We start from the raw sequence: 13,223 nt of genomic DNA on the forward strand, positions 1-13,223 counted from the left end.
TAGAGAAGAATGTCAATGACCAGAAATACAAAAAATACAAATCCCGTGCAGACTGCAAGCGCCGAGACGCCAACGAAGGCGACAGGCCGGCGTAATCGTGCCAAGGGGCCCAGTGCCATCCGTCGTGCCGACCCGTTTTTCGAGCGCGAGTCGCTCAAGTACGATCAGCCGCTTCCGAGCCGTGAATACATCGAACAGGTCCTTGTCGAGCAAGGCGTGCCGATGTCCTTCGAGGAGCTCGCGCGTGCGCTCGACATCACCAGCGCCGAGCTCGAGCATTTCGATCGGCGTCTGCGTGCCATGCAGCGCGACGGTCAGTTGGTCCGCAACCGCCGTGATGCCTATCTGATTCCAGACAAGGCGGCGCTGATTCGCGGCAAGATCGAGGGCCATCCCGACGGTTTCGGTTTCCTGCGCAGGGATGATGGCGGCGCCGACATCTTCATCGGCCCCAAGGACATGCGCGAAGTGCTGCACGGCGATCGTGTCATCGTGCGCATTTCCGGACAGGATCGGCGCGGACGGCCCGAAGGCAAGATCGTCGAGATCCTGGAGCGCGCCAACACACGCGTGGTCGGGCGCGTGCTGAACGAACACGGCGTCTTGCTGGTGGTGCCAGAGAACAAGCGCCTGGCGCAGGACATCCTGGTGGCCCCCGGGGGCAAGAAGCCGACGCCTGGGCAGGTGGTTACCGTAGAGCTGATCGAGCAGCCAACCAAATACGCGCAGCCGATAGGGCGTGTGGTCGAGGTGCTCGGCAACTATGCCGACCCCGGCATGGAAATCGAGATCGCGCTGCGCAAGCACGAACTGCCCTACGAGTTCTCGTCCGAGACCAAGGCCGAAACGCGCAAGCTGCCACTCAAGGTGCGCAAGAAGGACTGGGTGGGGAGGGAGGACATCACCGGACTGCCGCTGGTCACCATTGACGGCGAGACGGCGCGCGACTTTGACGATGCCGTCTATTGCGAGCGTGAGGGCCGAGGCTACCGCCTCATCGTGGCCATTGCCGATGTGTCGGCCTATGTCGAGTCGGGCAGCGCGCTGGACAAGGATGCCTACGATCGTGGCAACTCGGTGTATTTCCCGCGACGGGTGATTCCGATGCTGCCGGAGAAGTTGTCCAATGGCCTGTGCTCGCTCAACCCGCAGGTCGAACGCCTGTGCATGGTCGCGGACATGAGCATCTCGATGACGGGCGCGATCAAGGCCTATCGCTTCTACCCGGCAGTGATGTTCTCGCATGCCCGCCTGACCTATACCAAGGTCGCCGCGGCCCTGTATGACAAGGATGCCGCTGCGCTGGAAGAAGTCGGCGAGCTTCTGCCCCACCTGCAGACTCTCGACAAGCTGTTCCGGACCCTGCTCAAGGCGCGCGCGAAGCGCGGTGCGATCGACTTCGAGACCACCGAGACGCGGATGATCTTCGACGAGGGCGGCAAGATCGAGCGCATCGTGCCTGAAGTGCGCAACGATGCCCATCGCCTGATCGAAGAGTGCATGCTGGCAGCCAACGTCTGTGCATCGGACTTCCTGCAAGCGCGCAACCAGGCCGCGCTGTATCGTGTGCACGAAGGACCGACGCCCGAAAAACTCGACAAACTGCGTGGCTTCCTGGGCGAGTTCGGTCTCGCGATCGGCGGCGGTGACGAGCCGCGTGCAAAGGACTACGCCGGGCTGCTGGAGAAGGTCAAGGACAGGCCCGATGCGCAGCTGCTGCAGACGGTCATGCTGCGATCTCTGCGGCAGGCAGTGTACAGTCCCGACAACCTCGGGCACTTCGGTCTGGCCTACGAGGCGTACACCCATTTCACTTCGCCGATCCGGCGCTATCCGGACCTGCTCGTACATCGCGCGATCAAGGCCGCGCTCAGGAACGAGGCGTACCAGCCCGGCGACTGGGATGAAATCGGTGCGCATTGTTCGAGCACTGAACGACGCGCCGACGAGGCCACCCGCGATGTCGTGTCGTGGCTCAAGTGCTATTACATGCAGGATCGTGTCGGCGAGGAATTTTCCGGCAGCGTGTCGGCAGTGGTACCCTTCGGCCTCTTTGTCGCGCTGGATGATATTTTCATCGAGGGCCTGGTACATATTTCGGACCTCGGTAGTGACTATTTCCACTTCGACGAGACCCGGCACGAGCTGGCGGGCGAGCGTACCAACGCGCGCTTCAGGCTGTCGGACAGGGTGCGCGTGCAATTGGTACGGGTCGATCTGGAAACCAACAAGATCGATTTCCGCCTGATCGAGGGCACGAGCCGTCCGACCGAGCGCAGCGGCAAGACTGCACGCGATCACGCATCCGCATCCGATGGCCCTGTGGCGGCACCGACCCGGCGCAAGGCCCGTCCCGCGCCCGAGGAAAGCGTACGGCGTGTCGCTGACAGTCCGAAGCCGGCATCGCGCGGTAGTCGCAGCAGTAAACCGAAGACTGGCGCCCGGCCTCAGGCGGGTGCTGCCGGCAAGAGCAAACCCAAGGCTGCGGTAGCGGCCGCAACGAAGAAGAAAGGCAAGCGCCGTGGTTAAACACACATCCCGCAGCGGTCCCGGAAAACGTTCTGTCGCAGACGAGCCGCGTTCGGCACGTCCGGCAGTTCACGGTGATCGCGCATCGCGTCGGAAGCGCCCGGTGGCGGGCGAGCCGGGCGTGGACGCCGTGGCAGGCATCGCAGGCGAAAATGCAGACGCAGGACGGCCTGCGTCCCGCCTGATCTACGGCTTTCATGCGGTGCTGGGCAAACTGCGCCGCGATCCCGAATCGGTGTTCGAGATTCATCTGTCGAGCCAGCGCCAGGATGTCCGCGCCCGCGAGGTGACGGCGCTCGCTGAGGCGCAAGGGGTACGGTTGATTCCGAGTGAATCGGACCGGCTCGATGGCATGGTCGGCACCCGCCGCCACCAGGGGGTGATTGCCCGTGTCGATGCGCGCCATCGCGAGCTCAAGCTTGCAGACGTGCTCGATGCGCTGGAAGAGCCTGCGTTGCTGCTGGTGCTTGACGGCGTACAGGACCCGCACAATCTCGGTGCCTGCCTGCGCGTGGCCGATGCGGTGGGGGCGCATGCGGTGATTGCACCCAAGGATCGTGCGGTGGGCCTCAACGCCACCGCGGTCAAGGTGGCCAGCGGGGCAGCCGATAGCGTCCCTTACGTGACCGTGACCAACCTGGCTCGTGCCCTGCGCGAGATGCAGGAGGCCGGCATCTGGGTCATCGGGGCCGCTGGTGAGGCCGAAAAGTCGGTGTTCGAGGTCGAGCAGAAAGGGCCGGTGGCCTGGGTGCTCGGCGCCGAAGGCGACGGCCTGCGCCGGCTGACGCGCGACACCTGCGATGAGCTGGCAAGGATTCCCATGCTCGGCACCGTGGAGAGCCTCAACGTCTCGGTGGCGAGCGGCATTTGCCTGTTCGAGGCGCGACGCCAGCGCGGGGTCTGACGGTTTGCCAGTGGCGGGGCATCGCACACATATTGCTTGATTTGCAGCGTAAAGGACGCTTGCGAGCATGTGCGGATGGTGAATCGGGGGAGCGTGGGAAGATGAAATCGGCACTGGGTTTTCTGATCGCTGCGCGACGCTGTGAGATCCACGGACTCGAGCAGCTCGAGGTCACCAGCGAACTGGTGAAAGGCGTGAGCGAACTTGTGCACATGCTGCAGCGTGAGCGCGGTACCTCGAACATCTATCTCGCCTCGGGCGGCAAACGATTTGCCGGGCAGCGTGCAGAACGTGTCGCGGCGAGTCTGGCGGTCGAGTCGGCGGTGCGCGAGCAGTTTTCCGGGCTCGACACCGACAGCGGGCGCATGGCCGGCGGTGTGCGCCTGTTCAGCCGGATTGCCCATGTCCTGCACGGGCTGGACTCGCTCCCGGCGCTGCGGGAGCGAATTGCCGCGAATGACATTACGTCCGACGAAGCCATGCGCTGCTATACCGAGCTGGTCGCCGGCTTGCTCGCGGTGGTGTTCGAAGCGGCCGACACGGCGGCCAATCCGGTGATTTCGCGTGCCCTGGTCGCCCTGTTCAATTTCATGCAGGGTAAGGAACTCGCGGGTCAGGAACGTGCGGTGGGGGCGGCAGGTTTCGCGGCGGGACGCTTCGATGCTGCGGGTCAGCAACGCTTGGCGCACCTGATCGACGCCCAGGAGCGGTGCTTTCAGATTTTCACGGAGTTTGCCGACGCAACCCTGCGCACGATCTGGCGCAATGCCCAGAATTCGGAGGCCGTCGCCGCGCTCGAGCGCATGCGTCGTATTGCCTGCGCCGCGTCGCCGGCAGCGTTCGACGGCGATGCCGGCGAGCGTTGGTATGAGTGTGCCACCGCACGGATCGATGTGATGCGCCAGGTCGAAGACTGTGCGACCAATGCGTTGCTGCACGTGTGCGAAACGCAATTGACCGAGGCCCGGGCAGATCTGCAGGATCACAAACGGTTTCTCGACAGTCTTTCGGCGCTTGGCGGACAGGCGGCTGCGCCGGTCGCCATCTTTCTCGACAAGCCGGCACGGTCCGACGACGTCGGTGCGGCGGGCGACAATGAGGGGCTGTTGAGTGCGGGCGGGCTCGGTCCCCACCTGGGGCGGTCGGTGCTCGATCTGATGCAGGCGCAGTCGCAGCGCCTGCAGACCATGAGCGACGAGCTCAATACGGCGCGCGCGGCGCTCAATGAGCGCAAGTTGGTCGAGCGTGCCAAAGGGCTGCTGATGTCGCGGCTGGGGCTGAATGAGGCCGAAGCGTACAAGATGCTGCAGCAGACCGCGATGAACCAGCATCGCCGCCTCGCCGATGTGGCGGAAGCGACCCTGTCACTGGCCGATTTCCTCAAGCGCGGCTGACGCTCGCCGCACGGCGGCAAATGGATGGCTCCATCCTGCTTGCGGCCGAGTCCTGTCACGCTTTCCCGCGCCTGCGGGCGCCGCAGGAACAAGGCTTCAAACCCGGGTTCAGGTCCCCATTCCTTGCACTAAGCCTGTGCGGGCGGTGCTGCTATTGCACTGCAGCAGTGCGTGGCTTTCGCCTTGCTTCCGCGCGGGTTTTCCGGTCAATCCCACTGTTTTCGGGTGTTTCCCGCGAAATCGACGACCTGGCACGCTTACTGCGTTAGTCACTGCAAAGCTGGACCAATGATGGTTCGGCGTTCGACACAATCCCGAACACTGGACAAAGGCGTCCATTCCCTCAGCGTCAGATGCGCCGAGAAGGAATGAGGCGCCTTTTTGCATTCCCGAATTCAATCAAGGAGTTCAACATGACCAAGCAGACAATCAAGACCCCCGAGCTGACCCGCCGTGGCTTCATCAAGGCCAGTGCCGCCGCCGGGACGGCTGCGATGTTGTCCGGCCTCTTCCCCGCAGGCGTGTGGGCCGCCGGATCGGAAGGGCTGGAGAAGACAGCGCTCAAGTTCGGCATCATTCCACTGACCGACTGTGCCCCGATCGTGATTGCCAAGGAGAAGGGTTTCTTCAAGAAGCATGGCCTCGATGTGGAGATCTCCAAGGAGGCTTCCTGGGCCAACATCCGCGACAAGGTCTCGCTGGGCGAATTGGACGGTGCGCACATGCTTGCCGGCATGCCGTTGGCCGCCACGCTGGGTGTCGGTGCCACCCAGCAGGAGACCGTCACTGCCTTCTCCATGGACCTCAACGGTAACGGCATCACGGTGTCTAACGAACTTTACGATCGCATGCTCGCTGCCGACCCGGCGGCGATGAAGGGGCGCCCGACGTCCGCCTTGGCGCTGAAGAAGGTGATCGACGAGGACAAGAAGGCCGGCAAGGAGCCGATGACCTTCGCCATGGTGTTTCCGGTGTCCACCCACAACTACGAAATCCGTTACTGGATGGCGTCTGCCGGCATCGATCCGGATCAGGACGTGCGCCTGATCGTGATTCCGCCGCCGCAGATGGTTGCCAACCTGCAGTCGAAGAACATCGTCGGTTACTGCGTGGGCGAGCCGTGGAACCAGCGTGCGGTGGAAATGGGCATCGGGCGCTCGATCATCACCAATTACGAGATCTGGAACAACAACCCGGAGAAGGTGTTCGGCGTCACCCGCGAGTGGGCGGACAAGAACCCCAATTCGCACAAGGCGGCGGTGCGCGCGCTGATCGAGGCGGCGCAGTGGATGGACAAGCCCGAGAACCGTGGCGAGGTGGTGAAGATCATTTCGGCCAAGTCCTTCGTCAATGCCCCGGAATCGGTGGTCGAGAACTCGATGACCGGCACCTGGCTGTACACCAAGGCCGAAGGCCCGCAGAAAATGCCGGACTTCAATGTCTTCTATCGTTATGCGGCCACCTTTCCGTGGCGTTCGCATGCGGTGTGGTTCCTGACCCAGATGGTGCGCTGGGGGCAGATCGATCAGGCCATCAACTTCAGGAAGGTCGCCGAGCAGGTCTATCGCGCAGATATCTACCGTGATGCGGCCAAGGACCTTGGTATCGCCATTCCGACCATCGATTACAAGAGCGAAGGCACGCATACCGGGGGCTGGACGCTGGACAAGGCGTCCGCACCGATCGCCATGGGGCCGGATCACTTCTTTGACGGCATGACCTTCGACCCGTCCAAGCCGGTGGACTACCTCAAAGGCTTCAAGGTGAATTCGATGAAGGTCAGTCTCGACGCATTGGCCAAGGCAAACGGTTGAATCCTGTCATGGACGAGGAGAAGGACATGAGTGCAATTTCGATCACGACGTCGCCGCCAGTTGCGGAGCCGGTCGCAACGCAGCCACTCCCTGCGCAAACTGCTGCACGGCCTGCCCTGCAGGCGGCAGACTCGGTGGAGGCGCGGTCCCCGACGCTGGGTGAGCGCATCGCACCGGCCGCGGGAAAGGTGGTGCGCGCACTGGTGGCGATGATTTCGGGCATGGGCTTGCTGCTTGCGATCTGGTGGGCGGTGTCAAGCCGCATCGACATGTTCCCCGGCCCGGTGGTGACCTGGCACGCGGCGGTCGAGTTGCTGTCCGATCCGTTCTACAGCAATGGTCCGAACGACATGGGCATCGGCTGGAACGTGCTTTATTCGCTGGGTCGTGTCGGGGTCGGCTTTGGCTTGGCGGCCCTGGTCGGCATCCCGCTGGGTTTCGTCGTCGGACGCTTCAAGTTCATGAACATGGCCACGGAGCCGGTGATCGGTCTGTTGCGTCCGGTATCGCCTCTGGCCTGGTTGCCGATCGGCCTGCTGGTGTTCCAGGAGGCCAATCTCGCCGCCATCTGGGTGATCTTCATCTGCTCGATCTGGCCGATGATCATGAACACCGCGGCTGGCGTGCGCTCGGTGCCGCAGGATTACCTGAACGTGGCCCGCGTGCTGAACCTGTCCGAGTGGAAGATCGTTACCAGGATCCTGTTTCCTGCGGTGCTGCCCAACATCCTGACCGGCGTGCGCCTGGCCATCGGCACCGCCTGGCTGGTGATCGTTGCCGCGGAGATGCTGACCGGTGGTGTCGGTATCGGCTTCTGGGTGTGGGACGAGTGGAACAACCTCAAGGTCGAGCACATCATCATCGCCATCTTCATCATCGGCATCGTCGGCCTGATTCTCGAACAGGCGCTGATGCTGGTGGCCCGACGTTTCAGCTACGAAAGCCGCTAAGGGGATCGTCATGACGAAGAAAATCGTACAGATCGAAAATGTCGGTCAGTCCTTCGACACCAAGAAGGGGCCCTACGTTGCGCTGCGCGAGATCAATCTCGACATCCGCGAGGGCGAGAGCATCGCGTTGATTGGCCACTCGGGCTGTGGCAAATCGACCCTGCTCAACCTGATTGCCGGACTCACGCTGCCCAGCAGCGGCGTGATGCTGTGCGACGGCCGCGAAATTGCCGGCCCCGGCCCCGAGCGCGCGGTGGTGTTCCAGAACCACTCGCTGCTGCCATGGCTGACCTGCTTCGACAATGTCTATCTGGCGGTGGAGCGCGTGTTCGGCGCCAGGGAAGGCAAGGCCAGGCTCAGGGAACGGACGCACGCTGCGCTCGATCTGGTGGGCCTGAGCCATGCCGAGAACAAGCATCCGCACGAAATCTCGGGCGGCATGAAGCAGCGTGTGGGCATTGCCCGGGCGCTGTCGATGCAGCCGCGCATTCTGCTGATGGACGAGCCCTTTGGTGCGCTCGACGCGCTGACCCGCGCCAACCTGCAGGACGAGTTGATGAAGATCCTTGCCGCCACCAAGGCCACCATGGTGATGGTGACCCACGATGTCGACGAGGCGGTGTTGCTGTCAGACCGCGTGATCATGCTCACCAACGGGCCGGCAGCCACCATCGGCGAGATTCTCGAGGTCGATATCGAGCGCCCGCGTGACCGCCTTGCGCTGGCCCATGATGCGCACTTCGGCGAATGCCGGGCGGCGATCATGGAGTTCCTCTACAACAAGCAACTCAAGCGCGCCGCCTAGCCGGGAGCCCGACATGTCAAAAGTGTATCTGATCGGTGCCGGACCGGGCGCCGCGGACCTGCTCACCCTGCGCGCGGCCAGGCTGCTTGCGGAGAAGGCCGAAATCGTGCTCGCCGACGACCTCGTGTCGGACGAAATCCTCGCCATGGTGCGCCCCGAAGCGCGGGTGCTCAAGGTCGGCAAGCGTGGTGGCAGGGCGTCCACGCCGCAGGGCTTCATTCATCGGCTGATGGTGCGTTACGCACGACGCAGCGGGTGCGTGGTCAGGCTCAAGGGAGGCGATCCGTATGTGTTCGGACGCGGCGGAGAAGAGGTTGAAGCACTTGCGCTGGCCGGGGTGGAGACCGAAGTGGTGCCCGGGCTGACCGCCGGCATTTCGGTGCCGGCTGCGGTCGGCATTCCGGTCACCCATCGCGCCTACACCCAGGGCGTGACCCTGGTGACCGGCACCTCCGGCGACGGCTGCACCGAGCCCAACTGGCCGGCGCTGGCGCGCAGCGGCACGACGCTGGTGATCTACATGGGCCTGTCGCGGCTGCTCAACATCGTTGCGCGCTTGATCGCCGGCGGCCTGCCGCCGGATACCCCGGCTGCCGCCATCGCATCGGGCACGCTGCCGGCGCAGCGCCATGTGAAAGGTACGCTCGCCGACCTGCCGGCACGGGTCTGTGCCGAAGGACTTACCTCGCCGGCCATCATCGTGGTTGGCGAAGTTGCCGCACTGGCGGTGGAGGCTGCGGGTTCGCAGGACCCGTCCATTCGCACCCTCGCGGCCTGAAGGAGAACATCATGCAGAAACAAAAGCTTGTAATGGTCGGAAACGGCATGGCAGGGGTCAAGACGCTTGAAGAGTTGATCAAGCATGCCCCCGACCTTTTCGACATCACCGTGTTTGGTGCGGAGCCGCACGGCAACTACAACCGCATCCTGCTGTCGCCGGTACTCGCTGGGGAAATGACCCTGCCCGACATCATGCTCAATGATCTCGACTGGTATCGCGACAATGGCATCACCCTGCATGCCGGGCGCAAGGTCGTGGAGATCAATCGCGCGCGGCGCACGGTGCGGGCCGATGACGGCACCGAGGTAGCGTACGACCGCCTGTTGCTGGCCACCGGCTCGGTGCCCTTCATCCTGCCGGTGCCGGGCAAGGACTTGCCGGGCGTGATCGCCTATCGCGACATTGCCGATACCGAAGCGATGATCGAGGCGGCGCAGCACCATCGCCATGCGGTGGTGATCGGTGCCGGCCTGCTCGGACTCGAGGCCGCCAACGGGCTGATCCTGCGCGGCATGGAAGTGACCGTTGTCCACCTCGGTGGCTGGATCATGGAGCGTCAGCTCGACAAGGCCGCGGCAGACATGCTGCAGGCGTCGCTCGAGGCCAAGGGCATGAAGTTCTGCCTGCAAGCACAGACCGCAGAACTGCTGGCCGCCGACAGTGGGCGCGTCGGTGCGGTCCGTCTCAAGGATGGCACCGAACTGGCTGCCGATCTCGTGGTGATGGCTGCGGGCATCCGCCCCAGCACCAGCCTGGCCGAATCGGCCCGCCTGCACTGCGAACGCGGCATCGTCGTCACCGATACGCTGCAGACCGTCACCGATCCACGCATCTATGCGGTGGGCGAGTGCGCCAACCATCGTGGCACGGCATACGGCCTGGTGGCGCCGCTGTTCGATCAGGCCAAGGTGTGCGCAAACCATCTTGCCGGCTTCGGCATCGGCCGTTACCTCGGCTCGGTGACGTCGACCAAACTCAAGGTCACCGGTGTGGACGTGTTTTCCGCCGGCGACTTCCAGGGCGGCGCGGATTGCGACGAGATCGTGCTCCACGACCGCGCCGGCGGCGTGTACAAGAAGCTGGTGCTCAAGGACGACAAGCTCGCAGGTGCCGTGATGGTGGGCGATACGGCCGATGGAGCCTGGTACTTTCAACTCGTGCGCGAGGGCAAGGACGTCGCCGAGATGCGCGACCACCTCATGTTTGGCCAGAGTTTCACCCAGTCGCAACTGGGCGATGCCGGCCACCAGGGGCAGAGCCAGGCTGCGCTGTTACCGGATACGGCCGAGATCTGCGGTTGCAATGGCGTGTGCAAGGGCACCATCGTCAAGGCCATCCGCGAAAAGGGCTTGTTTACGCTCGACGAGGTGAAGAAACACACCAAGGCATCGTCGTCCTGCGGGTCATGCACCGGTCTCGTCGAACAGATTCTTGCCTCGACCGTGGGCGGTGCATATCAATCGACCGACAAGTTCGCCAAGCCCGTCTGCGGGTGTACCGAGCACACACATGGCGAGGTGCGCGAAGCGATCCGTCAGCAGAAGCTGCTGACCATTCCCGACACCATGCGGGCACTTGAATGGAGTACGCCGAATGGCTGCGCAACCTGCCGCCCGGCGCTCAACTACTACCTGATCTCCACCTGGCCGTTCGAGGCCGAGGATGATCCGCAAAGCCGCTTCATCAACGAACGTGCTCACGCCAACATCCAGAAGGATGGCACCTACTCGGTGGTGCCGCGCATGTGGGGCGGGCTGACGACGCCGGACGAACTGCGTGCGATCGCCGATGCGGCGGAGAAATACAAGGTGCCGACGGTCAAGGTCACCGGCGGTCAGCGCATCGATCTGCTGGGCGTGAAGAAGTCCGATCTGCCGCTGATCTGGTCCGATCTCAACGCCGCTGGCATGGTGTCCGGCCATGCCTACGGCAAGAGCCTGCGCACGGTGAAGACCTGCGTCGGCAAGGAGCACTGCCGCTTCGGCACTCAGCTGGCGATGGATCTCGGGGTGAAGCTGGAGAAGATGCTGTTCGGCATGTGGAGCCCGCACAAGGTGAAGCTGGCCGTGTCCGGCTGCCCGCGCAATTGCGCCGAATCCGGCATCAAGGACGTGGGCGTGATCGGCGTCGATTCCGGCTACGAGCTCTACGTGGCAGGAAACGGCGGGATCAAGACCGAAGTCGCGCAGTTCTTCTGCAAGGTCGGCAGCGACGAAGAGGTGATGGAGTACGGCGGCGCCTTCCTGCAGTTGTACCGCGAGGAGGCGTATTACCTCGAGCGTACCTGCCACTACATCGAACGGGTCGGGCTCGAGCATGCAAAGAAGCTGGTCGTTGAGGATGCGGCCAACCGAAAGGCGCTGTACGAACGCCTGCTGTTCGCGCTCAAGGATGCGCCCGACCCGTGGGCCGAACAGCGTACCGCGCCGCTGGTACGCAACTACCAACCCATTGACCTGACAAACAACGGAGATCGCCATGGCCTGGCAGAAACTGTGTCCTCTTGAAGAGATTCCGGCACTGGGTGCCCGTGTGGTCGAACATGCCGACGGTGATATCGCCGTGTTCCGTGCCGCGGGCGACAGCGTGTTCGCCGTCGCCGATGCCTGCCCGCACAAGGGCGGCCCGCTGTCGCAGGGCATCGTCCACGGGCACAAGGTGACCTGCCCGCTGCATGGCTGGAACATCGAGCTGGCGTCCGGTCACGCCTGTGCGCCGGACGAAGGATGCGTGCGCAACTATCCGGTGCGTATCGAGGCCGGCACGGTGTGGCTGGAACTCTGAGGGCTTGATCGAACGAGGATGCATGTCGTGAGCAGTCAGCTGCGGGTTCTGGACAGGCAGGTGGAGGAGAGCAATTCCGGAACCACCGCGCGACGCTTGCCGCGCGGTGGTGCACGGATCGTGGGGATGCTGGTGCTTGCTCTGGCCGGCGGGCTGTGCCTCGGGCACGGTATCAACGCCGATGCCGATCCGGTGCTCATTCCGCTGGGCGCGGTCACCTCCGCGGCCAGCATCCTGCTCATGCGGTCGATATTGAGCACGGAGCGTCGCTGGCGGTGGGCCTTGTCCGCGTTTGCCGAGGCGCTCGAGGCAGGCAACCTCACCGCGCGGGTTGCCCGGGAGGACGCCGTGCTGCAGCCGGACCTTGCCGAGCGGCTCAACGCGATGACGCATGCCCTGGCGCAAGTGTTTGTCGATTTCTCGCGTTCGACCCACGAGATGTCGAGCGTTGCCCGTGAAGCGGCCGCCAATGCGGCCGATGGTGCCGTAGGGGTCAGTGCGCAGCGCGATGTCACCGTGTCGTCTGCAGCGAGTCTCGAGCAGCTGTCGGCCAGTCAGCAAGCCTCCAGCGAACAGGCTCGAACCGTGGCCGGCGTCGCTGCCCAAACGCAGGCGGTGGCGGCGAACTGCGCCGGCCGCATCGTTGATCTGTCGCATTCGCTGGAAGATCTCGCCGACAGGGTCGCTGCCGCGGTGGACCAGGCTTCTGGCCTGGACAAGCGGTCGCAGGAGATCGGCAGCATCGTCCGCGTTATCGCCGAGATCGCGGATCAGACCAATCTGCTCGCCCTCAATGCCGCGATCGAAGCCGCACGCGCGGGTGAGCAGGGGCGTGGTTTCGCGGTCGTGGCCGACGAGGTGCGCAAGCTCGCAGAGCGCACGTCCGTGGCGACGCGCGAGATCGGGCAGCGTATTGGCGGCGTGCAATCCGGTATCGCCGGCATGGCCGAGGGCATGAACAGCGTGGACGTCGTCGCGCGTCGTAGCGCCAGCGACGCGCGCGAAGCCGTCGCCGATCTCAAGGGCATGGAGGGCAGCGCTGCGCAGGCTGGCCAGCTCGTTCGGGAAATGGCCGATGCCAGTCGTGAGCAGAGTGTTGCGAGCGAGGCGGTTGCAGCCAATATCGACGAGGTGGCTCAACTCGCCGACACCAATGAACGCAGGGTGCGGGAGAACACCGAGCTTGCGCGACACCTCGACCAGCTTGCCAGGCAATTGACGGAGCGTATCGGCCGCTACCGGTTCGAATGAGCGGGCCGGGT

10 protein-coding genes are annotated in these 13,223 nt (G+C 64.0%); all 10 read left to right on the forward strand.

Annotation, left to right across the window (positions count from 1 at the left end; genetic code table 11):
• Window positions 1–15 precede the first annotated feature (15 nt).
• The 10 genes from rnr (at window position 16) to J5J83_RS21215 (ending at window position 13,212) form a co-directional block, all read left to right on the forward strand.
• The gene (gene rnr, locus J5J83_RS21170; protein WP_212352029.1) at window positions 16–2,529 is read left to right on the forward strand and encodes a ribonuclease R; all 2,514 of its coding nucleotides are present in this window, start codon (window positions 16–18) and stop codon (window positions 2,527–2,529) included.
• Between the two features lie 121 nt (window positions 2,530–2,650).
• Complete coding sequence (gene rlmB / locus J5J83_RS21175; RefSeq protein WP_349251931.1) at window positions 2,651–3,433, forward strand: 23S rRNA (guanosine(2251)-2'-O)-methyltransferase RlmB; 783 nt, start codon at window positions 2,651–2,653, stop codon at window positions 3,431–3,433.
• A gap of 101 nt (window positions 3,434–3,534) precedes the next feature.
• Complete coding sequence (locus J5J83_RS21180; protein WP_212352031.1) at window positions 3,535–4,827, forward strand: nitrate regulatory protein; 1,293 nt, start codon at window positions 3,535–3,537, stop codon at window positions 4,825–4,827.
• 413 nt (window positions 4,828–5,240) lie between these two features.
• On the forward strand, window positions 5,241–6,641 hold the full coding sequence (locus tag J5J83_RS21185) for a CmpA/NrtA family ABC transporter substrate-binding protein (RefSeq protein WP_212352033.1): 1,401 nt from the start codon (window positions 5,241–5,243) through the stop codon (window positions 6,639–6,641).
• Window positions 6,642–6,667: 26 nt separating this feature from the next.
• Window positions 6,668–7,591, forward strand: a complete 924-nt coding sequence (gene ntrB / locus J5J83_RS21190) for a nitrate ABC transporter permease (protein ID WP_212352035.1) — start codon at window positions 6,668–6,670, stop codon at window positions 7,589–7,591.
• A 10-nt stretch (window positions 7,592–7,601) separates the two neighbouring features.
• A complete protein-coding gene (locus tag J5J83_RS21195; RefSeq protein WP_212352037.1) occupies window positions 7,602–8,396 on the forward strand; it encodes an ABC transporter ATP-binding protein in 795 nt (264 codons plus the stop codon).
• A 13-nt stretch (window positions 8,397–8,409) separates the two neighbouring features.
• A complete protein-coding gene (gene cobA, locus J5J83_RS21200) occupies window positions 8,410–9,174 on the forward strand; it encodes a uroporphyrinogen-III C-methyltransferase (RefSeq protein ID WP_212352039.1) in 765 nt (254 codons plus the stop codon).
• Between the two features lie 11 nt (window positions 9,175–9,185).
• The gene (gene nirB / locus J5J83_RS21205) at window positions 9,186–11,684 is read left to right on the forward strand and encodes a nitrite reductase large subunit NirB (protein WP_212352040.1); all 2,499 of its coding nucleotides are present in this window, start codon (window positions 9,186–9,188) and stop codon (window positions 11,682–11,684) included.
• On the forward strand, window positions 11,656–11,961 hold the full coding sequence (gene nirD / locus J5J83_RS21210) for a nitrite reductase small subunit NirD (RefSeq protein ID WP_212352041.1): 306 nt from the start codon (window positions 11,656–11,658) through the stop codon (window positions 11,959–11,961). The genes nirB and nirD overlap by 29 nt, the downstream gene beginning before the upstream one ends.
• 27 nt (window positions 11,962–11,988) lie before the next feature.
• Entirely contained in the window at window positions 11,989–13,212 is a 1,224-nt protein-coding gene (locus J5J83_RS21215; RefSeq protein ID WP_349251932.1) for a methyl-accepting chemotaxis protein, read from the forward strand.
• Window positions 13,213–13,223: the final 11 nt, after the last annotated feature.

It is taken from the genome of Azoarcus sp. L1K30 (assembly GCF_018122735.1).
Classification (GTDB): Bacteria; Pseudomonadota; Gammaproteobacteria; order Burkholderiales; family Rhodocyclaceae; genus Parazoarcus.